This window comes from Jonesia quinghaiensis DSM 15701 (assembly GCF_000423205.1).
In the GTDB taxonomy this organism is placed as follows: Bacteria; Actinomycetota; Actinomycetes; order Actinomycetales; family Cellulomonadaceae; genus Jonesia; species Jonesia quinghaiensis.
The window spans coordinates 167,468-192,963 of the sequence record NZ_KE383990.1 but is presented as its reverse complement, the minus strand read 5'-3'; the positions used below and the strand labels follow the sequence as shown (position 1 = coordinate 192,963).

At 55.5% G+C, this 25,496-nt stretch carries 26 protein-coding genes and 1 tRNA gene; 9 read left to right on the top strand and 18 right to left on the bottom strand.

Annotated elements, in window-relative coordinates; all coding sequences use genetic code 11:
• Positions 1 to 3: 3 nt before the first annotated feature.
• The 6 genes from G538_RS0113330 to G538_RS0113305 all read right to left on the bottom strand — a co-directional run bounded on the left by G538_RS0113330 (position 4) and on the right by G538_RS0113305 (position 6,502).
• Positions 4 to 2,859: a DEAD/DEAH box helicase gene (locus G538_RS0113330; RefSeq protein ID WP_029069685.1), complete on the bottom strand. Its 2,856-nt coding sequence runs from the start codon at positions 2,857 to 2,859 to the stop codon at positions 4 to 6.
• Between the two features lie 72 nt (positions 2,860 to 2,931).
• Positions 2,932 to 3,783: a twin-arginine translocase subunit TatC gene (gene tatC, locus G538_RS0113325; protein ID WP_342664655.1), complete on the bottom strand. Its 852-nt coding sequence runs from the start codon at positions 3,781 to 3,783 to the stop codon at positions 2,932 to 2,934.
• Positions 3,784 to 3,785: 2 nt separating this feature from the next.
• Positions 3,786 to 4,079 carry a Sec-independent protein translocase subunit TatA gene (gene tatA, locus G538_RS16975; protein WP_051197289.1) on the bottom strand — a complete coding sequence of 98 codons (294 nt, stop codon included), beginning with the start codon at positions 4,077 to 4,079 and terminating at the stop codon, positions 3,786 to 3,788.
• Positions 4,080 to 4,258: 179 nt separating this feature from the next.
• Entirely contained in the window at positions 4,259 to 4,591 is a 333-nt protein-coding gene (locus G538_RS0113315) for a hypothetical protein (protein ID WP_029069683.1), read from the bottom strand.
• Positions 4,588 to 5,592, bottom strand: a complete 1,005-nt coding sequence (locus tag G538_RS16970; protein WP_051197226.1) for a helix-turn-helix transcriptional regulator — start codon at positions 5,590 to 5,592, stop codon at positions 4,588 to 4,590. Before G538_RS16970 ends, G538_RS0113315 begins: the two co-directional genes overlap by 4 nt.
• Positions 5,585 to 6,502 (bottom strand): helix-turn-helix transcriptional regulator, encoded by a 918-nt coding sequence (locus G538_RS0113305; RefSeq protein ID WP_169514132.1) that lies wholly within the window; start codon positions 6,500 to 6,502, stop codon positions 5,585 to 5,587. The genes G538_RS16970 and G538_RS0113305 overlap by 8 nt, the downstream gene beginning before the upstream one ends.
• Positions 6,503 to 6,607: 105 nt before the next feature.
• On the opposite strand from G538_RS0113305, the gene G538_RS0113300 reads away from it, so the two are divergent.
• The 7 genes from G538_RS0113300 to G538_RS0113270 are packed head-to-tail and all read left to right on the top strand — an operon-like array spanning position 6,608 to position 12,527.
• Positions 6,608 to 7,774 (top strand): DUF3866 family protein, encoded by a 1,167-nt coding sequence (locus G538_RS0113300; RefSeq protein WP_029069681.1) that lies wholly within the window; start codon positions 6,608 to 6,610, stop codon positions 7,772 to 7,774.
• 15 nt (positions 7,775 to 7,789) lie between these two features.
• Positions 7,790 to 8,506, top strand: a complete 717-nt coding sequence (locus G538_RS0113295) for a DUF4129 domain-containing protein (protein ID WP_035834357.1) — start codon at positions 7,790 to 7,792, stop codon at positions 8,504 to 8,506.
• Positions 8,503 to 8,991 (top strand): hypothetical protein, encoded by a 489-nt coding sequence (locus G538_RS0113290; protein ID WP_029069679.1) that lies wholly within the window; start codon positions 8,503 to 8,505, stop codon positions 8,989 to 8,991. Before G538_RS0113295 ends, G538_RS0113290 begins: the two co-directional genes overlap by 4 nt.
• A complete protein-coding gene (locus tag G538_RS16965; protein WP_051197222.1) occupies positions 8,991 to 10,001 on the top strand; it encodes an AAA family ATPase in 1,011 nt (336 codons plus the stop codon). The genes G538_RS0113290 and G538_RS16965 overlap by 1 nt, the downstream gene beginning before the upstream one ends.
• A gap of 6 nt (positions 10,002 to 10,007) precedes the next feature.
• On the top strand, positions 10,008 to 11,297 hold the full coding sequence (locus G538_RS17595; RefSeq protein WP_051197219.1) for a DUF58 domain-containing protein: 1,290 nt from the start codon (positions 10,008 to 10,010) through the stop codon (positions 11,295 to 11,297).
• On the top strand, positions 11,294 to 11,926 hold the full coding sequence (locus tag G538_RS0113275; protein ID WP_029069678.1) for a hypothetical protein: 633 nt from the start codon (positions 11,294 to 11,296) through the stop codon (positions 11,924 to 11,926). Before G538_RS17595 ends, G538_RS0113275 begins: the two co-directional genes overlap by 4 nt.
• Positions 11,889 to 12,527: an IMPACT family protein gene (locus tag G538_RS0113270; protein WP_029069677.1), complete on the top strand. Its 639-nt coding sequence runs from the start codon at positions 11,889 to 11,891 to the stop codon at positions 12,525 to 12,527. Before G538_RS0113275 ends, G538_RS0113270 begins: the two co-directional genes overlap by 38 nt.
• Positions 12,528 to 13,072: 545 nt before the next feature.
• Here G538_RS0113270 and G538_RS0113265 read toward each other — a convergent pair.
• Complete coding sequence (locus G538_RS0113265; protein ID WP_029069676.1) at positions 13,073 to 14,086, bottom strand: tyrosine-type recombinase/integrase; 1,014 nt, start codon at positions 14,084 to 14,086, stop codon at positions 13,073 to 13,075.
• A 3-nt stretch (positions 14,087 to 14,089) separates the two neighbouring features.
• Positions 14,090 to 14,425 (bottom strand): hypothetical protein, encoded by a 336-nt coding sequence (locus G538_RS17590; protein ID WP_051197217.1) that lies wholly within the window; start codon positions 14,423 to 14,425, stop codon positions 14,090 to 14,092.
• Between the two features lie 106 nt (positions 14,426 to 14,531).
• On the opposite strand from G538_RS17590, the gene G538_RS0113255 reads away from it, so the two are divergent.
• Together G538_RS0113255 and G538_RS16950 are read left to right on the top strand one after the other, a co-directional pair.
• A complete protein-coding gene (locus G538_RS0113255; protein ID WP_029069675.1) occupies positions 14,532 to 15,659 on the top strand; it encodes an LLM class flavin-dependent oxidoreductase in 1,128 nt (375 codons plus the stop codon).
• A gap of 4 nt (positions 15,660 to 15,663) precedes the next feature.
• Positions 15,664 to 16,317 (top strand): CE1759 family FMN reductase, encoded by a 654-nt coding sequence (locus G538_RS16950; protein WP_051197214.1) that lies wholly within the window; start codon positions 15,664 to 15,666, stop codon positions 16,315 to 16,317.
• Between the two features lie 307 nt (positions 16,318 to 16,624).
• Here G538_RS16950 and G538_RS17585 read toward each other — a convergent pair whose 3' ends face one another.
• From G538_RS17585 to xerD, 10 genes are all read right to left on the bottom strand, one after another.
• Entirely contained in the window at positions 16,625 to 17,251 is a 627-nt protein-coding gene (locus G538_RS17585; RefSeq protein ID WP_051197212.1) for a helix-turn-helix transcriptional regulator, read from the bottom strand.
• Positions 17,252 to 17,369: 118 nt separating this feature from the next.
• A tRNA-Pro gene (locus tag G538_RS0113235) sits at positions 17,370 to 17,443 on the bottom strand.
• 105 nt (positions 17,444 to 17,548) lie between these two features.
• A complete protein-coding gene (locus G538_RS0113230) occupies positions 17,549 to 18,931 on the bottom strand; it encodes a UTP--glucose-1-phosphate uridylyltransferase (protein ID WP_035834356.1) in 1,383 nt (460 codons plus the stop codon).
• A 17-nt stretch (positions 18,932 to 18,948) separates the two neighbouring features.
• Positions 18,949 to 20,412 (bottom strand): ribosome biogenesis GTPase Der, encoded by a 1,464-nt coding sequence (gene der / locus G538_RS0113225; RefSeq protein WP_029069672.1) that lies wholly within the window; start codon positions 20,410 to 20,412, stop codon positions 18,949 to 18,951.
• A 79-nt stretch (positions 20,413 to 20,491) separates the two neighbouring features.
• Positions 20,492 to 21,202, bottom strand: a complete 711-nt coding sequence (gene cmk / locus G538_RS0113220) for a (d)CMP kinase (RefSeq protein ID WP_029069671.1) — start codon at positions 21,200 to 21,202, stop codon at positions 20,492 to 20,494.
• Positions 21,203 to 21,249: 47 nt separating this feature from the next.
• Positions 21,250 to 22,047: a pseudouridine synthase gene (locus tag G538_RS0113215; protein ID WP_029069670.1), complete on the bottom strand. Its 798-nt coding sequence runs from the start codon at positions 22,045 to 22,047 to the stop codon at positions 21,250 to 21,252.
• Positions 22,048 to 22,073: 26 nt separating this feature from the next.
• Positions 22,074 to 22,688, bottom strand: a complete 615-nt coding sequence (gene scpB / locus G538_RS16940; protein WP_035834355.1) for an SMC-Scp complex subunit ScpB — start codon at positions 22,686 to 22,688, stop codon at positions 22,074 to 22,076.
• The gene (locus G538_RS16935; RefSeq protein ID WP_245566868.1) at positions 22,678 to 23,565 is read right to left on the bottom strand and encodes a segregation and condensation protein A; all 888 of its coding nucleotides are present in this window, start codon (positions 23,563 to 23,565) and stop codon (positions 22,678 to 22,680) included. The genes scpB and G538_RS16935 overlap by 11 nt, the downstream gene beginning before the upstream one ends.
• On the bottom strand, positions 23,549 to 24,430 hold the full coding sequence (locus G538_RS0113200; protein WP_029069669.1) for a ParA family protein: 882 nt from the start codon (positions 24,428 to 24,430) through the stop codon (positions 23,549 to 23,551). The genes G538_RS16935 and G538_RS0113200 overlap by 17 nt, the downstream gene beginning before the upstream one ends.
• A gap of 100 nt (positions 24,431 to 24,530) precedes the next feature.
• A complete protein-coding gene (gene xerD / locus G538_RS0113195) occupies positions 24,531 to 25,490 on the bottom strand; it encodes a site-specific tyrosine recombinase XerD (RefSeq protein ID WP_051197210.1) in 960 nt (319 codons plus the stop codon).
• Positions 25,491 to 25,496 lie beyond the last annotated feature (6 nt).

The following is a 25,496-nucleotide window of genomic DNA, read 5'->3' as shown; positions in this document are numbered from 1 at the left end:
TTTCTACATGCTGGAGTAGTCGACGACGCCACGGCGGATGGCATCAATAGCGCTTCGGGCGGTGCTTTGGACAGCAGGTTGTGGAGCGACATTAGCGATGTGGTCCAGTGCATCAAGTATTTGCTTTGCCCAACGCACGAAATCACCAGCCGTCAAATCTGCTTGAGAAAGCACTGCGTCCAAGTTGCGTCCTCGAGTCCAGGCGTGGATGGCCCAGACGAGCCCAGCATCAAGGTCACCGGTTTCCTCTAGCTGATGCGCTTCTTCAGTGTCGGTGAGGTCTCCCCAAATGCGAACCATGGATTCGATGCTGCGGGCTAACTTCCCTTCCGGACCGCCCGGGATGTGCGGTTCGGCATGTTCCTCTCCCCTGGATTGGTAGACAGCAGCAGAGACTGCAGCTGCTAGTTGCGGTGCATCAAGCTTGTCCCAGATGCCTTGGTTCAAGCACTGCGCTATGAGGAGGTCGTTTTCTGCGTAGATTCGCTGCAGTGTGAGTCCTGCTGAGGTCACTGTGTACTGGTCGTTGTCAGTGTTGAGGTAACCGTAGTGGTTCAGGACCGCGCATATCCTGTCAAACGTCTTCGCGATTGACCCGGTGCGTCCTTCGATGCGGCGCAACAGACCAGTGTGCTCACGAGTAAGTTTCGCCCAACGCTCGCCCCATCTGGCGTGGTGGTCTCGGTCAGGGCATTTGTGGCAGGGGTGGTAGCGCAGTTCGTCTTTCAACGCGGAAAGAACGCTGTCCGATGTTGCGTTGCTTTTGCGTTTGGGGCCACCGTAACGCCGTGTTGGTGCTGGTGTGAGGTCACCGTGGCGTAGTGCATGCTGGAATTCTCGGGTGAGATCACGCCGGTCACTGGGTTTGCGGGCATTGAGGCGTGGACTAATTCTGATGGATCCGACGTGTTCAACGCCGTTGGGGACATCGGCGAGGGTGAGGACCCGGGTTTTGCCTTGTTCAGTCAGGACAAGAGGCCGGCGTCCCTCAAAACCGGTGTCCTTTCCGCGGTCAAGGACAAGTACACGACCTGATGATCGCCCTGATGGTATCTCGGCAATGTCACCTACTCGTAGCGCGGATAATGTGGCGATAGCGTCGTTGCGTTTGCTCTGCGTGGATACCCGTGAGAGTTCCTTTTCTCGTTCTGATATGCGAGAACGCAGGCGCATGTACTCACTGAAGTCACCACGGTCGCATTGCATTGCTTCGGTGTAACCTTCGAGGGCCTCTGAGTTTGCTTGTGCTTGTCGTGCGAGGTCAACGACGCCTCGGTCGGCCTGGAACTGGGCGAAGGAGGTTTCGAGGATTTCGCGTGCTTGAGAGTACCCGAAGCGGTCAACAAGGTTGACCGCCATGTTGTAGGTGGGGGTAAAGCTTGATCGCAGAGGGTAAAGGCGGCGTGAGGCAAGTCGGACAAGCGCCATAGGGTCGAGGCCAACGTGGTCAACAACGACGGCGTGTCCTTCGACGTCGATACCACGGCGCCCTGCCCGCCCAGTGAGTTGAGTGTACTCACCTGGGGTGAGGTCAACGTGCGCGGTCCCGTTCCACTTAACAAGTTTTTCAAGCACCACGGTACGTGCCGGCATGTTGATGCCGAGTGCAAGAGTTTCAGTCGCGAAGACCACTTTGATGAGACCACGGGAAAAGAGTTCTTCGACCACTTCTTTAAAGAGCGGGAGCATCCCTGCGTGGTGAGCGGCAATCCCGCGCATTAACCCATCTAACCAGCCGAAGTAACCAAGAACCTGGAGGTCTTCTGTGGGCAGAGTTGCGATTCTGGTTTCCACGATGATTTGGATCTCTTGTGCCTGCGCTTCAGTCGTCAAACTGATGCCTGTGGCAAGACACTGCTCAACGGCAGCATCGCAGCCTGCCCGCGAGAAAAGGAAGTAGATTGCGGGCAATAAATTCGCGTCTTCTAGTGCATTGATGACAGCGAACCGTGGTGGCCCGCGGCGCCCAGAGTGTTGTGGGCGGCCTCGGCGGTCCCGCCCCGGTCCCCCACTATCTTTGCCGCGCCGCATGTAGTTAAGAAGTTCGGGGTTGATGGGTGGCGTTGGGCCCGGGTCAGTGGGATCAACGCTGTGAGCGTACAGGTCGATGATGCCACCAGGTGCGTCTCCCCTGCCCTGGGTGATGACGTGTTGCCATAGCGGTACGGGACGGCGTTCGGAGACGATCACTGCGGTTGAACCACGGACAGCTGCCAACCAGTCGCCGAATTCTTCGGCGTTCGACACCGTTGCTGACAGTGAGACAAGTTGGACGTCGCGTTCCAGGTGGATAATGACTTCTTCCCACACTGCACCGCGGAATCTGTCGGCAAGGTAGTGAACCTCATCCATGATGACGTAACCCAAATTGTTCAGGGTTGAGGACTCCGCGTAAATCATGTTTCGGAGTACTTCTGTGGTCATCACTACGATGGGAGCTTCACCGTTGATCGTTGTGTCTCCGGTGAGGAGACCGACGTTTGCTGCTCCGTAGACTCGCTGGAAATCTTGGTATTTCTGATTTGATAGAGCTTTGATGGGGGTGGTGTAGAAAGCTTTTCGATGCTGTTTCAGGGCGAGATACACCGCGAACTCGCCGACAATGGTTTTTCCCGCACCAGTGGGGGCTGCAACGAGCACTCCGTCGCCTGCTTCTAGGCGTTGGCAGGCATCAACCTGGAAGTCATCGAGGGGGAAAGACAGGGTCTGTGTAAAGTCGCGAACGTGCCGGAGCGTACTGGCTTCTTTGAAGCGTTGGTAGCGTTGCGCTGGGCTGGCTTCAACAGCAGCAGAGTTCGCAGTGGGATCCTCGATGCTCATCTTGCGCTGTTCACGAGCGCGCGAGCGTTTGGGTGACATGTCTTCAGGCTATCGGTGGATCCTGACAATGTCAGTTTTGGCAGGTGGCGGCGAGAAGAGTTCACTCAACGCTTAGTAGTCAGCAAGTTCCGCATCCAGGCGTTCCATCGTTTGGGCCGCCTTGCGGTCGTGGAGCCAGGCCACTCCCAGTGCCACAAAGTAGAGCGCACAGATGGGCAGGGCTACCAGAATCATGGTTAGTGCGTCTGGGGTGGGTGTCATCATGGCGGAGAAAGTGAATGCGACAACAATCGCCCACCGCCATCCTCGCAACATCGTTGCTGCTGAGAGCAACCCCATGAAGTTCAGGCCCACGAGGAGCACTGGCATGGCGAATGCCAGCCCAAAGGCAAGTAACAGACGCATGACGAAACTGAGGTAGGTTTGCGCGTCTAAGAGGTTAGCGGAGTCTTCTGGCACAAAAGCTGTGAGGATACCGATCGCGTGTGGGAGGACAAGCCACGCTAAAAGTCCACCGCCGAGGAAGAGTGGCACGGTGGCGCCGACAAACCCGTAAGCGTAGATTTTTTCCTTGCGTGCGAGCCCTGGGGTGATGAATGCCCACAGTTGGTAGAGCCACCATGGGCTGGAAATGACTAAACCGACAAATAGTGAGACTTTAATGCGCATGTCCAGTGCGGTAGCCACGCCGGTGAAGTTCACAGAAATCAGTTGTCCTGCCGCCTCAGCAGAATCAATAACTGGTTGCTGTAGTGAATTAAAGACCATGTCAAACAGGAACCAGCCCCCAATAGAAGCAAGGACGATACCTAACGCAGCTTTGAAGAGTCGACTTTTTAGTTCGCGAAAATGGTCCATGAGGGCCATATCTGAACGTGCTTGACGCCGTTCCTCTTTGCGTTGGGCGCGTTTACGGCGCCGAATGTCCCGTGCTGAGGGGCTGGTTCCACCTGGTGTTGCCACGGTCAGGCTGCGCCTCCGCTGTGGCCAGTGCCTGGCGTGGTGGGTGAGGACTGTGTTGGGGTGCTATGAGGATCAACAACCCCAGGAACCTGCGGGCTGACAGGCGGTTGCTGGGTGTATGCCTGCTGCTGTGGGGCCGCGGGCGGTGTTGTGTCGTCCTCAGAGAGGTCCTTGATCTCCTTTTTGAAGATCTTCATGGATTGTCCGATGCTGCGTGCGAGGTCAGGCAACTTCTTTGCACCGAAAAGCAGTAGCAGGACGAGAATCAGGATGAGCCAGTGCGATGGCTTGGTCATACCCGGCATCGTTGTCTCCAAAGTTGTTGGGGGCGTGTATCTATCTTAGACTCCCCGGACACTACCTCAGCGACATTGCCGAAGAGTGAACGAACGTCATCATCGAAGCGCTTCGAGGAATCTTGTGTTCACCTTACCGTTTAACTGTCCTCAGCGACATACCCATCACCAACTGACTACTAGCCCCGCAAACGCCCACTCAACCAGCGGTCGTAAGCGATGTGACGCCGAGCGTCGCGTCGTTCAATACGATGCGCAGCGTTCACCCGCCGTACCTCACGCAACTGGGCACGCACTAACGGGCTCGCTTCCAGGTCAACTGGACGAGGCATCGTGCGCTCCACCTGTGAGGCCTTCTCTTTCGCATCATGAAACTCATCACCTGCACCGGCAACAACGTCACCAAGACGGCGTACGTGAGCTTTCACCGACCGAGCAAAAATCACAGCAATACTGGCTAGCATTACTAGCCCTGTCAACGAGATGACAGTCCAGATCACAAACCAATTCATGGAGCGCCTTCCTCATCCCTCACCTGTTCTGCGGCCCTCATAATGTCATCTGAGGTGTAAAGCTGCAACGCTGTACGCGCTTGCGCTGCTGCAATATCGGCAGCAGAAGAAGGGGAAACACGTTGAATAACATCACCATGCTGCAGCAACAAACGATTCAGCCAGTGATCATTGACGACATCCAGACGTACTAAAACACCTTGCGCAACATCAACTACTTCTCGGGCAGGTAGTTCCTCAACAAGCCAACGTCCCTGTTCGGTGACAAGGACATCGACGCTATGCCCCTCGCCCCGTGGAACCGCGGACAACGACGGGCGGTAATCTACCTGCGTTGCGAGTGAAGCAAGAACCTCAACGTGCGCCATCCGGTCAACACGAAAAACCCGACCAGAACCGGACGTAAGACACCAAGCATCCAGGTAGAACGACTCTCCATCATTAAACAACGCTGCGGGCTCAACCGTGCGCACCGTGACCCGATCAGCGACATCAACATACTCCAACACCACTTGTCTGCGCTCGACAATAGCCTCCTGCAGTGCCTGCAATGTCAACGGAGAAACTTCAGGGCGCACCTCGATATCAATCGCTCGAGCAACCGGGCCTAACGACAACGCAACTTTTTGTTCCAATTGCTCAACCGCCGCCACAACAGAAGACTGAGCAGACCCCGCAGCAAGAATCCCCCGCAATGCATGCAACGCAGCCAACACACTCAACCCTTCCTGCGGGCCAAGACGTAACGGCTCACGTAACCCGCGGTCCTGCGTGACACGCACAATGCCTCGCTCCAGCGCATCGGCATCAAAATCAATGAGGTCTTGCGGCAAGTAACCGGGAGTCCCTGTGACCCACAATAAATTAATGTCACGCCGTATCTGCTCACTCGATGTGCCATATAACCGCGCCAACTCGGAAAGTGGAGTTGGACCTGATTGGGAGACATGAGCCACCAACGCCAATAAACGCGCCAGCCTGTCCGGAGTTCGTTCAGCCACGGCGTTCTCCCTCCTGCGAGCCCACTACACGAGTGACCCCAACCAATTTGGCAATAACAGCATCACGCAACACCGGCGGTGACAGCACAACAACGCCATCACCATAGGCAGCAAGCTCCTCAACCAGTTGAGCTTCACCATGCCACAGACACTCGAAGGTTAAAAAGCCATCCACAACGGGCTGATCTACTCGTGTCGAACGTGCAACTAAACGTGGTGCAGAACCTGGACGCACACCAACGACCGCGACACTACTGGGCCCACGCGCTGCCCCCATCAGAGCATCAACATCGCAAACCTCAGGTATATCAACCGACCCCGGTGGCCCAAGCACCTGAACTCGGCCTGCAATACGGGACAGCTTAAACACCCTCGGCTGATCCACATCGACGTCGCGCCCCACGAGATACCAATTCCCATCACGCAACACCAACCGCCACGGATCTACAGTGCGCAACCGCAAACTGCCTGAATGCGCAGAACGATACGTGAAACGCAGAGACCTACCACCAGCCAAAGCCGTAACCACAGGTTCATACGCACCTGACACATCACGCAACGAAGGGACAACACCAGTAAGTAACTGCAGATCCTCCTGCCCGTGATACCCGGTACGCAACTTAGTAAGCGCACGATGCGACAACGACTCAACCGACGTTTCACGCCACAAACTCGTGGCAATCGTCACCAAAGAAAACTCTTCCGGCGTCAACCGAACATCACCAAGCGAATACGATGCGTGATCGATGCGGTACCCAACATCTTCAGGATGCGCAGCATCTTCCGTTATCAACGGAATACCAAGATCCCGCAGCATCTCTTTGTCGCGTTCAAACATGCGCTCAAAAGCAGATGGGCGAGCATCACGCGGATACCCAGCCACTTTCTCCTGGATTTCGCGTCGCGTCATACGCCCCGTTGTATTGCGCAGCGCGATCACGAGATTCAACAATCTCTCCGCTGCAGGAAGTGAACCATTCATCACCACCCACGCTAGTCCAGTACGGTTAGTTCTGTGATCACATGGCGAACAGGAAAAGTCGTGTCGCTGGGGCGACACTGGAACGGCGCGCAAGAACTGCAGGTCCACGACTCACAGGGCAACACCATCAGAGCGTTGGCCTACCCACACCTCATTGGGCCACTTGAGCAAGGCGACCACGTAGCGCTGAACTCCACCGCACTCGATCGCGGTCTTGGCACAGGTGGCTACGCACTGGTCGCAGCAGTTCTGACAGACCGTGGGGCAGCAGAACGCCCACCACACACAGCAGGACACTTGGTGAAAGCGCGCTACACACCAACGCAAGCAATGGTGCTCGGTGTAGACGAACAAGAATCACCCCACCATGACACAATGCGCGAAGCGACAGACCTCAACGGGCTCCCCGTGGTCACCGCTGACCTCCACTCTGCGCTCCCCGCGATTATCACTGGCATCGAACACGCGACGCCCACCCCACTCAACATCGTCTACATCATGACCGACGGCGGGGCATTACCAGCATGGTTCTCCCGCACCATTGATGCCCTGCGATCATCAGGGCGCATTAGCGCAACAATCACCACAGGCCAGGCCTACGGCGGGGACTACGAGGCAGCCACCATCCACACGGGGCTCCTCGCCGCAGAACACGTTCTGCATGCTGACATCGCCCTCGTGATTCAAGGCCCCGGAAACCTTGGCACAGGAACCCCCTGGGGATTCTCTGGAATACACGTCGGAGAAGTACTCAACGCAACACACATTCTTGGCGGGCAACCCATTGCATCGCTGCGTGTCTCAGGCGCCGATGCGCGCCCCCGCCACCAAGGCATCTCCCACCATTCACTGACAGCAATCGGGCGAGCGACACTAGCCCCCGCCACCGTCATCTGCCCCGAAACAACATCTGCGGCGTGGCTCGAAGAAGTAATCAGGAACAGTGATGCCCTGCCAGCACCAACAATTCTGGAACTCATCAGCCAACAAATCAGCGACTTGAGTGCTCAAGCACCACATCACATATACCACCATGAACCGCTGGAAGAAGAACTACACCAGGCTCTTACCCAATCCCCCATCCCACTGTCCACCATGGGACGGCGCTACTCTGCAGATCCCCTCGCGTTCCTCACCGCAGCACTGAGCGGAGTTTACGCCGCACAATCAGCCCAAGCCCGCCGCACCAATAACTCATAGAGAACCCCGCGACTCATGACACGCCAACAACATGCACTCCTTATCCTGTGTGGAGTAATCACAGTCGTTGGATTAACGCTTATGTCCCCGGTGAGCATCACCTTCCCATCAAGCCCCGCACAGCCCCCAACCTTCACCGAGGAGTTCACCACCCCACCACCGGTCACCCCGCCACCTCTCGAAGAAACCCCGGCAGACTCAGAACTCGGTAACAAACTCTCCACCGTCGTCATCGCGATTTTTGGCCTAGCGATCGCTGTCCTGATTGCTTTTCTCATCAGGCGAATCCTCGCAGCACGCGGACAGAGAACCACCACCGATACATCTGACGAACGCACCCTCACACACGACGGCAACGACGCCGAAAGTGGTGCGATCAACGCCCTGAACGAACACTTCGACGAGGCAATCCGGGCATCGCAACTCATCATGAGATCTGCCACCAGCCCACACGACGCCATTATTTCAGCGTGGGTAGCACTCGAAGAAGCCGCTGCATCTGCCGGGATCCGGAAAAAACCATGGCAAACACCCACTGAATTCACAGTCGCACTCCTGTCACTCACCAATGCGCCATCCGCCCAGATCGAAGCACTACAAAGGGCGTATCATCAGGCCCGCTATGCCAGAACACCACTGTCCCGCGAACAAGCGGAACGAGCCCTGGCTGCACTCGACGCGATCGCTGACTCTCTTGCGATCCAGCAACTCTCACCTGGTGACGCGACATGACGAAAAAAACCACACTTCTTTTGGCCAGCCTGATCGCTCTTGCCCTGTGTGCACTCAGCGTCTTTTCCTTCATGCACCCCGTCCATGCGTTGGCCCTGGGAACTGGTGCAATCGCTGCCCTCGTTGGGGTAATTCATCGTGGCTCGGTGGAACATCTCCCAGAGCGACCACGAACTTTCCTTGATCGTTCCGGAGCTCGGAACGACATTGCCGAACTTTCCTGGACCATCGCTACTCGAGACAACGCCACATCCTACTCAGGGCATCATCGCCTGCTGACGATTACAACGACGGTTCTTGCCCACCACAACGTAGACGTCACAACACAAAAGGGCGCCGAACAGGCTCGCCACATCCTTGGGCCCACAATCTATGACGAACTCATGCATCGAACATCCGGCATGACGACTCGCCACGTTCATGACCTTCTGGCGGCCCTTGAGTCGCTGTCCACTCCGCTCTCGCCGACACGAAGGAAAAACTGATGACTCCACACGACGTCTCACAACATGCGCAACGAATCCTCGATGAGATTTCCACCGCAGTCGTTGGAATGCACTCATCAACTCCCATAGCGCTCGCTGCGATCCTTGCTAAAGGGCATGTTCTTTTCGAAGACGTACCCGGGCTGGGAAAAACACTGCTCGCTCGCACACTGGCCACAACACTAGGGTTAGATTTCACCAGGCTTCAATGCACCCCGGATCTACTTCCCTCAGACATCACCGGTGCAGCACTGTTCAACCCAGCTACACGTGAATTTGAAACCCGCAAGGGCCCCATTTTTACTGGTCTTTTTCTCGCTGACGAAATCAACCGGACAGCCCCCAAAACACAGTCCGCCCTGCTCGAAGCTATGGCCGAGCAGCAAGTCAGCATCGACGGAACAACCTACGCACTCCCTGCCCCGTTCCACGTTGTTGCCACCTCAAACCCGGTTGAATTTGAAGGAACATACTCACTACCAGAAGCCCAACTCGACCGATTTATGGTGCGATTACGAGTGGGTTACCTCTCACCACACGACGAAGCAACGATGGTGACTCGCCGCCTTGATCGACACCAAGAAACTGCCCAGGTCACCCCTGTCATCACCGCAGAACAACTGATCGCCATGCAAGAAACTCTTGAACGGGTTCACATTGACGCTGACATCGTTGACTATTGCGTGAACATTACCCACGCCACCAGATCACATCAGTCCGCTGAGGTGGGAGCATCACCGCGAGGAACCCAAGCACTCGCACTCCTTGGGCGGGCCTATGCCGTTATACAGGGACGTGACTTTGTCATACCTGAAGACATTAAAACGATCGCACCATCCGTTTTGGCCCACCGCATAACGCTCACTCCCACCGCATGGGCAACGGGGGTCACGCAAGAAGATATCGTCAACAGTGTTCTCGCATCTGTACCCACACCCTCCACGACCTCATCTGAGCTGCCCGAACCCTCTGAAAGCACAACCCAACCCGCCGATTCCGCAGGGAACTAAGCATCCATGCAAGGGGGTACCTGGTACAGAACGTCAACCCGTGAGGTCCTTGTTGTTCTCGCGGCAATCAGTGCTGTTTTGGCAGTCCTTTCCGCTCGCCCGCTGCTTATGGTTGTCACTGTGGGTCTGTTACTACTCGTTCACGAACGGACTGGCTCACGCCCACAAGACCCCGTTGATGTCAGTGTAGAGACTGCACCGATTGCCGAGAATGAGCCCGAAAATGGGAAACTCACGATGCGTCTGACCCTCAAAGCACCAATATCTAGCCTAGCTGCTGTGACAGTAAGATACCCAGGCGCTGACGACACATCAGTAGTGACAGCAGTTCAACAGGATTGCAGTGTGTCAATTACTGTTCCAATGGCGCGGACTGGAATAAGGGATCTCGGGGAGATTGCCGTTACCACGGTGAGTGACGACGGCCTGTTCATGACAGAACCTATGGTTCACCGTCCCGATCGCGTGATGGTGCTACCTCAACCTGAACATCTGCCTCACGTTCCAACGAGTTCTTCCGTCCGAGGACTCACGGGACCACACCGTTCCTCCAAGCGCGGGAGTGGAACTGAGTTTCATGACGTTGACGTTATGCAGCGAGGAGATCGAACATCAACAATCAATTGGCGGGCAACTGCACGCCGTTCCCCTGACCTCGATCAACTATATGTACGGCGAACAGACGCACAAGCAGAGTCAGACATTATTCTCATGATCGATTCGCGTGACGATGTCGGCAGAGAAATTGATCTGTGGGGATCAGGAAGTGCCCCGCGTCCAGATCAACGCACCTCTCTAGACATAGCACGTATTGCCGGAAGTTCACTCGCGAAAGCGCACCTCGATTTAGGTGACCGCGTAGGCTGTGATGACCTTGGTCGGCCGCGTCCCCCTGTTCCACCATCCGCAGGTCGACGCCATATGGTGAGGATTCTTTACGCACTTGCTATGGCATCTCCTTACGGTGCGCCACAACATCGCGTGCGCCCGCCGGCCCTTCCCACAGGTGCGCGGGTTTACCTGTTGACCACTTGCCTCGATGATGTTGCACCACACATGACCGCGCAACTTGTCTCCCATGGGCACGATGTCATTGTCATTGATACGTTGCCCAAGCTCTCCACGTGGGGGTTAACGCAACGCACACAACTTGGGTGGCGCATTGTCAACATTGAACGGGAAGCTCGGCTGCACACCATACGCTCATTGGGTGTGGACATCATCGCGTGGGATCAGGAAGTCCCTAACGAGCGACTTGCTGCCATCGCCCACGCCACACGCCGTACCAGGAGATGACATCTGTGCTTTTTCGCAATCTATCTAGTCATCGCGCACAACGACATAACAGCCGCGACATTACGCCCCATATTGAAGGTGGGCCACACATCGCTGGTGCGCTGGTCTACTTACCATTGTGGGTCATCATCATTGCAACCACCGCCATTGCAACATGGTGGATGACTCCAACCATGCGAACCGTACTTGTTATCAGCGCTGCACTCATTGGAGTGGTGGGGTATTTACGCGCCCCATTGCTCCCTGTGATATTCACTTGGTTGTTGACTGTCGCCAACCTGATTGGAAGCTCCGAGGAACTGGTGAACCTCACAACTGCCAGCAATGTTGTACTCCTTGTGGCGTTAACTGCCACAAGCCGCGGCTTTGTCGGCATGAGTGCGCGCCACCCATGGGACATGAGCGCTATTCGGACTGTGTATCTCCGCGGTTGGAAAACGATTGCCACAACGTGTGGGCTGGTCAGTGTGGTGTGGCTCGTCTCGACTACTTCCCCAGAACGATCAGTGATGGGGGGCCTGATTGTCCCAGCGGGAATCATGGGGTTCGTTGCAGTGTTGTTGTGGAACCGTTCACAGGAGGTGAGCAGCCATGACACGCAGCAAGCCGACTCTGCCCTCCACCATTGATGGCGTCCATCGTGAAGAACTGGTCATCAAAAAATCTCGCTTCATTGCTAGCGCGGCTCATGTCACAACAGTTGATGAGGCGCAGCAATTCATTGCCGCAGTCCGCAGCGAATTTTGGGATGCCCGCCACCATTGTCTTGCTCTTAGCGTAGGCAAAGAAACCCCATCGCAACGCTCCTCTGATGATGGAGAACCATCCGGCACCGCAGGCATTCCCATGCTAGAAGTTCTGAGAGCGCGGAACTTAACCGATGTTGTTGTCGTGGTTTCTCGATATTTTGGTGGAACTCTCCTTGGAGCTGGCGGACTCGTCCGCGCGTATTCCTCCGCAACGTCAGGTGTATTGGATGGTGCTCCACTGGTTGAACGCCGCTGGCTTTCTGCTGGACGGATCTCAACAGATCATGCCCACGCAGGAAGAGTTGAGTACTTTCTCCGTGACTGGCTTCCTCAGCATGGCGGACACCTTGACGATGTGATCTACGGTTCGGAAGTCGAATTTTCCTTCGCTGTTCCCGAATCGGATCTAATGGACAAAGCGCTTAGCCAATCATTTTCAGGTTCTATCAGCGCAGAGTACCTAGAAGAAGTTATACGATAACTCTACGCGTTTCACATTAGACACTTAGAGCGTTCTCCTAGTGGCAATATGTAGGTTAAATCTTTAGATACGCATCTGTAGACTCCAGGTAATAGTACGTTTCTCAAACGTAGCGCCTAAGAGTCTCTAATACCATTTCACTCTGGTAGTAACTCATGCACTCCTATCATGGATATTAAACTGTGCGCTCATAAAGTATTTAACAGATCATTAAGATCTAGACCCATTTAGCCTTCAATAAGATTTTCTCCGCGTAACCGCTCTGTTTGATTGGTTTGAATAACCTTCGATTATTCCAACCAACCAGAATCACGCTCAACCCGGGTGATACATGGGGTTAGGTCTTTAATGTCTGTTAAACGATATCTGAGGTCACTACTCTGCTCACGATGTATACGTTTTATAAGTGGTTACAGGCATCTATGTTGTGCGCGGATACTACGATGTTCTACTGAATTAAAAGGTAGAGAACATCAAAGAAGAGTGTTACCTAACATGGTAGGTAACACTCTTCTAACGAAAACGTAGTTGAATCGGTATCTGTGCTAGCGAGATAACGTCTCTTCTAACCAGTATGATGCTGTTGAGCGTTTATCAAATAATGACTCGTCATCTACCCTACGGTAAGAACGTTGCACACTAAGAGACTTCCATCGTCCTGTGATAGCTATAGCCGATTCATCAATACCTGCGGCATAGGCGTTTGTTGCGAAGGTGACTCGTGCACTGTGAGCGGTCAGGCGCTCTCCGTTGATGCCAGTGTCATCCGCAAGGCGGCGGATCGCCTTATTAAGTCCAGTGTTCGTCAAAGAGCGACCAGACCAGCGGTTGGATTTCAAAACACTTTGGAATACTGGGGTGTGCGGGTCCTCAGGCAAAGCCTTCAGCAGATCAGTGAGTGCCATGACTGGATCGACGTGTGCAAAACGAGCTCGTGCGAGGGCGAGATCTGTCCCCCGCGCAAACTGGTCAGTTTTAGAGAATCGCAGTGTGACTACTGCACCTTTCTCCTCGACGAACCTGATATCGCGGCGTTCTAAAATCGCCGCATCGCTATATCGCAAGCCTAATGACGTGCAGAGTAACCACCACGCTGTGTCACGTGTGCCGCGCAATGTGCCGGACATCCTGCTTTGCCCAACAAGCATCATCAGTTCGGTGGGCGACAGTGCCCGTGCTTTGCGGGCATCTCGTTCTCTATTGAGTCGTTGAATTCCTTGCATCACTCGCCGCAAACCTTCAATGTCGTTCAGAGCCGACGAACCACGCTCTCGATGGTGATCGCGCAGAGATTGCAGGTATGTCTTGGCAGTGGCGGTTGATTTTCCTTCGTCAAACAGGGCGGACAGCCACAGTGCCACCTCAGCTGGGTCAGCGGGGAATGCCTGGTAGGAATAGGTCGAGGCAAACCGAGCCCACGATCGCACACCAACATCGTAAGTGCGGTGTGTGTTGTCAGAGCGCGAGTGGTCAACAAGTCGAAGAACGTCGTGTTCACTCGGAAAAGCAAGTGGGCCGGTATGTGTGCTGGTCAGGTGCGATTCCATGGGGTTAACCATGCATCATACCTCTGACATTCCGTCACCATTGTTGGTACGCAACCCGGTGAGCGGCAATGGCACCGGGCGTCCACGATGCAGGGCAACGAGAGCCAAGTCGCTGACTTCAACAAGTTCCTCAAGCTCAGGTGCAACTGATCGTGCGACGCGGCGCGCTTGCTCGGCATCGTCAGCGGTGAATCGAATAATCATCTGCGGCTTTCCCCGCGATATGGCAACATCTCGGTGTTCAACCGTGGCGTAAGTTCCTACAAGATTTGCCACGGTGGGTAGCACGTCAGGGGCAGGAATAGGAGCGCGGATCACGCCGACGGTCAGGATGAGTCGAAACGAAGCCATGGTGTGACTTTACCGTGCAACGGTGGTGTGAGAGTGCAGAACGGAATATAGTTGAACCTTCAATCGTTACTCTGAGTGACAGCACATACTTTCAGGAGGACCCATGATGCACTTTGGAATTTTCACCGTTGGTGACATCACCGCCGACCCAACAAATGGCTCAGCCCCCACAGAACACGAACGCATCAAGGCAACAGTGGCAATCGCACAAAAAGCCGAAGAGGTAGGCCTCGATGTTTTCGCGACTGGCGAGCACCACAACCCGCCATTCGTACCCTCCTCCCCCACCACGACTCTGGCCTATATCGGCGCACAGACGAAAAACATCCTGCTCTCAACAGCAACAACACTCATCACAACAAACGACCCAGTGAAAATCGCGGAAGACTACGCAACTCTCCAACATCTCGTAGACGGCCGAGTCGACCTCATGATGGGGCGCGGAAATACTGGACCTGTTTATCCCTGGTTCGGTCAGGACAATCGTAAAGGTGTGGAACTAGCGATTGAGAATTACGCACTGTTGCGCAAACTGTGGGATAACGATGTGGTGAACTGGGAAGGGCAGTTCCGCACCCCGCTTCAAGGATTCACGGCAACACCACGCCCACTTGATGGGGTCTCTCCCTTCGTGTGGCATGGCTCGATCCGCACTCCAGAAATCGCGGAGCAAGCCGCCTACTATGGTGATGGTTTCTTCCACAACAACATCTTTTGGCCAATGTCTCACACAAAACAGATGGTCCAGTTGTATCGTCAGCGTTTCGAACACTACGGCCATGGCGCAGCACACCAAGCAATTGTTGGTCTAGGCGGTCAAGTGTTCATGCACAAGAACTCTCAAGAAGCCGTGCGGCAGTTCCGCCCGTATTTCGATAACGCACCGGTATATGGACATGGCCCTTCCTTGGAAGACTTTTCTGCCCAAACGCCGTTAACTGTTGGGAGCCCGCAACAGGTGATCGACCGCTACGCGGCGATGCGTGACCATGTGGGCGACTACCAACGCCAACTGTTCCTCATCGATCACGCAGGCCTTCCGCTAGGAACAGTACTCGACCAAATTGAGATTCTCGGCAGTGAGGTTGTTCCTGTGCTCCGGCGCGAAATGGCTGTCGGCCGCCCTGCTGACGTACCTGATGCACCAACACATGACGCCCGAACTCGCGCAGCTGGCGGGGCGCGAGATGCAACTGTTTACGCCGCCGGAGATGCTGTTACGGGAAGGGTTTAACTCCATGACACATGTGCTTTTGCTATCAGGTGGTCTTTCAACACCATCATCAACGCGACTCCTGGCGGAACGTATAGCGGAAAATGTCGCCTCCCTCGGAGAAACCGAGGCAGTCCACTATGAAATCCATGAGCTACGCGACAGCGCTCACGCTGTGGTCGATCATCTACTCACTGGGTTTGCGCCAAGCGCACTGGCTGAGGTGCACGAAAAAATTCGTTCAGCAGATGCCTTGGTTTTTGTTACACCTGTGTACTCCCAATCCATTGCTGGTCTGGCAAAGAGTTTCCTTGACACGATCGATCCGCAGTGGCTTGAAGGTAAACCCGTACTTTTGGCCGCAACTGGCGGCACCGAACGGCATCAACTAGCGCTAGATTACGCGGTTCGTCCAATTTTCACCTACGCCAAGGCCGCGGTGGTTGCGACAGGCATCTACGCGGCAACAAATGATTGGGGAGACCCTCGTAGCGCTGCAGCATTAACTGCACGAATTGGCCGAGCTACAAGGGAGCTGGCTGGTTCTATGCTGGAAAGCGGGGGAAACGGTAGCGGTGAATCGTCACGCACCACCCCCACGACTAAGGCGGGAGAAGGTGGAGATTTCTCTAGTCCAGATTTCGCGTCGTTGTTGCGGGCTCAGGGTATAGAACCTTAAGCAGCATTCACCAACGAGTACGGGTGAAATACCTGATAGCGGGACGTTTATCCCAGAGCCTTCGACGTGTTCGCTGTCACAATTAATGTATTGTTCTCACACCCCGAGAACGAAACCAGCCGTGGACAAGGGTGTTCAAGGCGAGCACCCTGCAGCGGATGAGTGACACGATTACTCAGAGTAGAAAGCAGGTGACGCACATGGCCAGATGGTTGAAGCGCGACGAGACGACTCGGCGCTGGTGGGCGGATAGAGCTCGTCGGCGTGAAGCGTACCGTTATGAGATCCGCCAACCCTATATTTTGCGCTAGCGATCCTGCTGGAATAATCCAGACTGCCTGATTCTCGCTATTTCTTCATCCACTGATTGACCCGGCTTCCATTGTGATCGGAGGCCGGGTTTTGTGCTGACTCGGCGTGGAAGTGTCGACCGATCCCATAGATCTTGGGGGCGCCCACGGTTGCCACCACGTGTATCTGTGGTTTCCGCCGCTCGGTGATCGCCTGGAGTAGATGTCCCTGCAGACGCCACGGCCCCAGTTGGAGAAATCACTGGTATTTGTGATGTCATCACCGATGAACCGGACACGCTTTCTAACGCGTCGCGTTCCCGCAGGCGAGCAAAACGGTTTGTTTTTGTTTCTGGTGAGGGCGCCGGTACTGTGCCTGTTGCGCTCGTGGGAGGTTGGGAACGCCGGTCCCGGTCGGTTGCGAGGGACTTTTCGCTCGATAACGGCACATGAAGTTCGAGGTTGAGCGCGGAAAGAACGGCTAGTGCGTGAGCTAACGACACATCGTTCGATGCTTGCTCAAAGCGGGATAGCCACTGGCGGGTCGACCCAATTTTCGCCGACAACTCAGTTTGGCTCATGCCTAGTTCGATGCGCCGCGCTCTGACAAGACGACCGAGCCCTTCAGCGTCGAGAACTCGCATGGCACTCCTTGAGTTGTAGTTGACGGAACATACTGAGTGTAATGCTGGTGTTCCATAGCGTCGGATGAGCCACGCCGACAACACAAAAAAGGCCCACCCGAAGGTGGACCTTTCATTGTCGGGCTAGCGGGATTTGAACCCACGACCTTCCGCCCCCCAGACGGACGCGCTACCAAGCTGCGCCATAGCCCGATGCAAGTCAGCGTCCCCATCAAAGGGGTACCTGCTGATTTGCAACCATTGAATCGTACCCCAGAAGGGCAGCGAATGTGAAAACGAGATGAATCTCAGGGCAGGTCACACGGTGTGGAACCCGTCACTGTCGATGACAGCACCGTCAGGCACTGTGATGGCGTCGCCATCGTTCGTCAGGCGCCCTTCCCCTTCTACACGAACGTTCGCACCGAAGGAATGTGGCCCGGAAACGGTCAATGACGTTGCACCGTTGAGGCTCGGAACTCCCTCACTAAACGCAGCTTCGAAGTCCCCCACAAACTTGTAGTGCTGTGGGTCCAGGGTGATCAATGGTTCGGGACCACGAGCCCGGAGCCGGAACATCTCATCGAGTTCGTAAACATCTGATCGCACAAGGAGAAGATCGTCAGTTGTTTTCACAGGCAAGAAGCGGCTGCGGTCTACGTGTAGTGCTGTTGCGCCAGGGAACACTTGGACAGCAGCGCCCATCGCAACCTCAATCTGGATTACCTCAGGTGAGGTTGAGTCGGTAGGGTCAACAGTTTTGAGGTTTTTGATCAGCGGAAGCTCAAGAACACCCTGAGTTGCACCTAGTGCTTCACGGAGGGCTGAGACCCGTAGCCATAGGGTGTTGGTGTTGAAATAGCGGTGTCGCGAAATATCAGCGGCCGCCTCGACGTCCTGCGGCGCAGTTTGTGCTGTCTCACGCAGAACTAATTGACCATCGCGGACAACAACGTGTCCACCTTTGCGGTCTGCCGGAGTACGTTCAGCTACCTCAACGGCAAATGGGGCATCGGACTGTGCAAACCATTGTGCAACGTCAGCGCTTGGGTAAGCGCCAAGGTTATCTGCGTTGGCGATGTTGATGTATTCGATGCCGTGCGCTTCAAGTGCATCAAGTACCCCCGATGTTTGGAGCACTGTGTACACATCGCCGTGGCCTGGTGGGCACCATTCAAGTGAAGGATCTTGCGGCCATTGCACTGGAGTGAGGTCATCTGCGCGGAGTTTTGGTTCTTGATTCTGCAGCATTGACAGTGGGAAACCTGGCACCGCTAGTTCAGGGTAGGCAGCCAGCGCACGGAGTGTGTCTTCTTCGGTGCGGAATGAGTTCATGAAAATCAGCGGGAGCTCGATGCCATAGCGTGTTCGGGCATCAAGAACCTGGTTCACGATGGTGTCCAGGAATGTCTTGTCCCCGCGAACTGGCAACAGCGACTTGGCTTGGGTCATCCCCATGGAGGTGCCTAATCCCCCGTTGAGTCGCACGAGTGCCGTACGCCCTAGCGCGCTGCCATCAGAAGCTTTGGGAAGATCCCCTAATGATGGAACATCCACGAGCGGAGTAACCTCCGACTCGTGGATGTAGCCGTCTTCGTTGCTCTCTACTAGGGCATAGAGACGGGTGAACACTGCGATCGCGGTGTCGTGGACCCCAGCGGAACGCATCTTTTCGACTGCTTGTTCAAGACCATAAGACATGGTCACAGCCTAGGCGATTAGCGCTTGCGCTTCTCGCGCACACGTATCGATATCTCTATTGGCGTACCTTCGAAACCGAATTCTTCTCGGAGACGACGCTCGATGAATCGGCGGTAACCTGCTTCAATGAAGCCTGTGGTGAATAGGACAAACCGTGGTGGACGGGTCGATGCCTGGGTTGCGAAGAGGATACGAGGCTGTTTACCACCGCGTACCGGGTGTGGGTTACCTGAGACAAGTTCACCCAAGAACGAGTTGAGGCGCCCAGTTGAAATGCGGGTGTCCCACGATTCCAATGATCGTTCCAATGCAGGAACAAGTTTTTCGAGGTGCCAGCCGGTACGTGCTGAGACGTTGACCCGTGGGGCCCAACTAATTTGAGCGAGGTCTTTCTCAATTTCTCGCTCAAGGTAGCGCCGGCGATCGTCATCCATGAGGTCCCACTTGTTAAATGCCACAACAACTGCGCGGCCAGAATCAACAACTGAAGACACGATACGTTGGTCCTGCTCAGAGAGCGTTTCCGAGGAATCGAGGAGGATGACCGCAACTTCGGCTTTGTCGATGGCAGCTGTGGTCCGCAATGACGCGTAAAAGTCAGCGCCTTGTGACATGTGGACACGACGGCGAATACCGGCAGTGTCCACAAAGATCCACTGCTTACCTTTGAGCTCAATGAGTTCGTCCACCGGGTCACGCGTGGTTCCCGCTGTTGAATCGACGACAACGCGATCTTCTTGCGCGACCTTGTTGAGGAGAGATGACTTACCAACATTCGGGCGTCCAACAAGGGCGACCCGGCGGGGACCATCAGGGCGGGCGACACCATGCTCGGACACGCGAGGTAGAGCTTTCATCGCGGCGTCAAGAAGATCACCGGTACCGCGACCGTGAAGTGCGGAAACGGGGAATGGTTCCCCTAGCCCTAGGCTCCACAGCGCTGTGGCGTCTGCTTCAGCTTTCGATGAGTCAACTTTGTTGGCACACAACACAACGGGCTTGCCGGATTTACGCAGAAGGCGGACGACTTGCTCGTCAGTTGCTGTGGCACCCACTGTGGAGTCCACAACAAAAATAACTGCATCGGCGAGGGAGACGGCGACTTCTGCTTGCTCAGCAACTCGGGCGTCGATGCCCAGCACGTCAGTTTCCCAACCACCAGTATCAACGAGCATGAACTCGCGCCCAGCCCAATCCGATGGGTAGCTGACACGGTCACGTGTCACACCGGGCTTGTCTTCAACTACTGCCTCACGGCGGCCGATGATGCGGTTGACGAGAGTTGACTTTCCAACGTTTGGGCGTCCAACAATAGCCAAAACGGGTAGTGCCTTTGGCGCTGGTGCTGGGCGGCCTTCGTCGTTATCGCCCTGGAGCAGTTCCAGGTCATCGTCACCAAGTTCGTAGTCATTAAGTCCGGCGCGCAGCGCCTGCTCGCGATTCAGGTCATCATCGATGAAGCTCTCATCAGGGGTACTCATATATCTATTCTTTCAGGAAAAGCCCTCGGCCACACGGGCGAACGCGTCACATGCCCGTGTGGCCGAGGTACTGGTGGTTTTAGTGAGATTGTGTGGACTGGTTGATGGCGTGGAGAACCGCATCAATAGTTTGGTCAAACGTCAACTCTGAGGAATCAATGGTGATGACACCATCAGCTGCTTGCATGAACTGAGACACGGTCGAATCGTCGCGATCACGGCGGACAACTTCGTCACGGGTTGCTTCAACTGCTGTGGCATCTGCGGCGCCGTGAACGTCTTGGGCGCGCCGTGCGAGGCGAGCTTCTTCAGATGCTGTCAGCAGAATGCGGGCATCGGCGTCTGGGGCGATGACGGTTGTGATGTCACGCCCTTCTGCCACGATCCCACGCCCACCAGAGAATCCCCCGTGGCGTTCTGCTGCAATACGTGCTCGCTGCTCGCGCTTCATGATTGCCCGTACATCGAGGTTTGTTGCGACCTGTGAGACCTTCGCTGAAATCGCGGAATCGCGGATAGCTTCCGTGATATCCACGTCATCTACCCGAACGGTCTGCGCTGCTGGGTCCAACGAAATAGACAGCGGCATGGTGTCAACGACAGCTGTCACAGCGTCAGCGTTTGTGAGGTCAACACCCTCACGAAGGCACCACCAGGCAGCAGCCCGGTACATTGCTCCCGTGTCTAGGTAGGCCAAGCCGAGGCGCGTTGCCACAGCTCGTGACACGCTTGACTTCCCTGACCCTGAGGGCCCATCAATTGCAACCGTCAGTGGAGCAGATGTTGTCATGTTTTTCCTTCGCAGATGTTCGAGGTTCGCAGTGGTGGTTGTGTGGTTTACAAGTCGACGAGATTCATCAGCGTTGCGACCTCAGTTGTGCTCATGATGCGAGTACGACCCTGTTTGAGGTCACCAAGGCGAATAGGGCCGATTGCGGTGCGCACCAACCGGGTGACGGGGTGGCCGACGGAGTCGAAAATCCTTCGTACGATCCGGTTTTTCCCGCTGTGTAGTTCAACTTCGATCATGGTTTCTTGGTCACTGAAATCCACGATGCGGTAGCGGTCGAGTGCAATCTCACCGTCGTCGAGCGTGATGCCCTTCAAGAGTTGGGAACCGAGCCCGTTGGGCACGCGGCCCTGAACTGTGACCAGGTAGGTTTTGCGAACACCGAAGCGTGGGTGCGACAGGCGGTTTGCCAACTCACCGTCGTTGGTGAGGAGCAGCAGGCCTTCAGATTCAAAGTCAAGACGTCCGACATGGAAGAGACGCTCTGAACGATTCTTCACCAAGTCCGCGACGGTTGGGCGCCCCTCAGGGTCATGCATGGTGGCAACCATTTTGCGCGGTTTATTGACAGCGATGGTGATCTTTGATGAATCAACCACGATCTTCAAGCCGTCAACAAGAATGTTGTTCTTGACGGGGTCAACACGAACACCGAGTTCCATGACGATTTGTCCATCAATCTCAACGCGTCCTTGAGCGATGAGGTTCTCACATTCACGGCGTGACCCTACGCCCGCTTCAGCAAGGACCTTTTGCAAGCGCACGCCATCTGCGACGTGAACGTCATGGTCTGGTTGGGTGGGTTGTGGCATTGCGCGTTTGCGGCCGCCTCGTGTGTTTCCCATATGTGTTGTACTCCTTCAGTGAACGGTCAGTCCGTTGTTGTGGCTATCGTGCCGTGCTCGCTGGACTCCACTCGCTGAGCGAGTTCTTCCATCTCTGCTATGTCGGGCAGCGCGGGTGCGAGGTGCGGCAAGTCATTCATGCTCTGCAGCCCCATGCGCTCGAGGAACTGTGACGTGGTGGTGTAGAGCGTCGCTCCGGTGCCAGGCTCCACCCCAGCTTCACAGATCAACTCGCGACTCACTAGTGTACGCACCACACCATCGACACTCACACCACGGATAGATTGAATAGCTGAACGGGTCACCGGTTGCCGGTAAGCGATCACGGCAAGAGTTTCCAACGCAGCCCCAGAGAGTTTAGCGGTCTTACCAGCTCTCACAAAATGGCTGACTACCTCGTAGTACTCAGATGCTGAGTAAATTCGCCAGCCTGCCCCTGTTTCGCGTAGATCGAACCCTCGGCGCCTTCCGTCATGAAATCCGGCGTATTCGTCTCGCAAGTAGGTGAGGTACTCAACGATCTCGTCAGCTTCCAGCCCGATGCTTTCGGCAAGGTCCCGTGCGAGCACGGGGGCGTCCACGACCATTAATACAGCTTCGCAGGCTGACAGAATGCTTGGGTCCAGATCACTACGCACCATAAGTGTCCATCTCAATACTGGTTTCGGACACATCCTGTGTGCCCGGTGCAAGGAGGGTAACGACAACACTATGCGCTGCGGACTCTTGGGACACGCTGATCAGTCCGTTTCGGAAAAGTTCCAACAGCACCAAGAAACGGACCACCACAGTGAGTCGATCAGCAACACCGGCAATGAGTTCGGTGAACTGTGCTGTTCCTGTTTTACGCAGAATCGCCAAGACCAGTGGCGTTTCAGTGTCCAGAGTCACCGCAGATGTATGCAGGTGATCGACAGAAACAACTGGACGTTCCACAATTTTTGTGGCTGGGTCCAGGGCTCGCAAGGCAATTGTTCGTAGCGCATCGGCGGAGGTCGTCCACACAAGTTCGGGTAAGAGCGCCGCGAAGTGGGGCTCTAGTGAAACTGAGCGCGGCACGTGTTGTTGCTGAAGATCGAGGCGTTCATCAAAAACATTCGCAAGTTGCTTGTATGCGCGGTATTGCAAGAGCTTCGCGAAGAGTAGGTCGCGCGCTTCCAGTAGCGCGATGGCGTCTTCGTCATCATCAGCGTGAGTGGGAAGTAAACGTGCTGCTTTTAAGTCAAGGAGCGTTGCCGCCACGACGAGGAATTCGCTCGCTAAACCTAAGTTTTTTCGAGCGTCTCCCCCAATGAGTTCGTCACCTTCTCCTGTTGCACGGGCAGCCCGCAAATATCCGATGAACTCATCGGTGACCGTGGCTAACGCCACTTCGGTGAGGTCAAGTTTGTGCTTAGCGATAAGAGATAACAACAGATCAAAAGGCCCAGAAAAGTTCTCGAGGTGTACGTGGAACTCACCCATCGCAGGGGGCGAAGTTGCCTCCTCCCCTGCATCTATGTCACGCAGCGTCGCCACGTGTAATGAGTTCCCGGGCGAGCTGCCGGTAGGCCTGAGCACCGGAGTGGGTCGGGGCGTAACTTGTGATGGGTTCCGCTGCGACAGACGCGTCAGGGAACTTCACGGTTCGTCCAATCACGGTGTGCATGAGGGTGTCACCAAAAGCCTCGTAAACACGAGCGATGACTTCGCGTGCGTGCAGCGTTCGGGCATCAAACATTGTGGCGACGATGCCATCAACTTCGAGACGGGGGTTGAGGCGGTCACGCACTTTTTCAATCGTCTCAACCAGAAGCGCAACCCCACGTAGAGCAAAGAACTCGCACTCCAAGGGGATGAGAACACCATGCGCTGCAGTGAGCGCATTGACGGTAAGGAGACCCAATGATGGTTGGCAGTCGATGAGAATGACGTCGTAGTCGTCCATGATGGGGCGCAAAACCCGGGTGAGAACAGATTCTCGGGCGACTTCACCGACGAGCTGTACCTCTGCTGCTGATAGGTCAATATTGGCAGGAAGGATGTCCAAGCCAGGTACGTCAGTTGGGACGATGACTTCATCAACGGGCCAGGATCGGTCGACAAGTAGGTTGTAGATGGTGGCATCTAGTTCATGGGTGGCAACCCCTAACCCAACTGAGGCAGCACCTTGTGGATCGAAGTCCACGATCAGAACACGCCGCCCAAGCTCAGCAAGACCCGCTGCGAGGTTGATCGTGGTGGTTGTTTTCCCTACGCCACCCTTTTGGTTGCACATCGCAATGATCCGCGCGGGGCCATGCGATGTCAGCGGTGCGGGCACGGGAAACTCAGGGATGGGACGACCTACCGGGTCGTAGTCCGGGGTGTCCTGGCTGGCTGCGAACAGTGGCTCACTTGTCACACGTTCACGTTACAACAGTGTTCCACCAATGCGCGGGAGTAAAACACCTTCATGGTGCGTCGTATCCGCCACATTGCCAAGTAGCTGTGTCTCACGATGATTATGCAGTGGCGTTTGGGGCGAAAGCTCGCGGGTGTGAGGTCATGTATACCTGTCGCAAAGCATCTGGTGTGACATGTGTGTATATCTGGGTGGTCGTGACCGATGAGTGGCCAAGGAGTTCTTGGACCACACGAATATCAGCCCCGCCGGCCAGCAGGTGTGTTGCGAAGCAGTGACGCAGTGTGTGAGGAGAAATAGAGAGATCAGCAGGTAATTGCGCGCGCTGCGCTGCAGCAGTGACTACACCAAAGGCGCTTTGACGCGACAAGCGCCGCCCACGTGTGTTTACAAAGAGTGCAGGTGTCCCTTGGCCAGCTGAAGAAAGTTGAGGGCGCGCTTGCACGAGGTAGGCTCCCAGCGCTTTCCACGCGAAACTTCCCACCGGCACGATCCGTTGTTTATTTCCTTTTCCTGTTACCCGGGCCAGCATCATGCCATCATCTTCGAACACGTCGTCGCGGTCTAAGGTGATTGCTTCGCTGATGCGCGCGCCCGTGGCGTAGAGAAATTCCAAGAGTGCACGATCCCGTATTCCGGTGACGGTAGTGGCATCGGGAGCGTTGAGGAGGAGCGCAACATCATGGGGGTTCAACACAGAGGGTAGCCGTTGAGGTTGTTTAGGTGGGGTGAGGCGATGCGCGGGGTCGCCTGTGGTCATACCTTCTAGATCAGCGTATTTATGGAGTCCTCGCAGTGATGCGAGGTGGCGAGCGACTGATGAGGCACTCAGAGCAGGCCGCTCAGCCGTGCCTTCGCGAAGGGATACTAAAAAGTCGTCAATGTGCTGTGGAGTGACGGCATCGAGTGTGAGGTGTTGTTCCTCAAGGTACGTGCAGTATCGCTCAAGATCACGCCGGTAGGCGGCGCGAGTATTCGCTGACAGCCCTCGCTCAACAGCGAGGTGCTGCAGGTACTTTTCGACGCACTGCGTTGTGCTGACTGAGAGGGGCTGACTCATGTCACC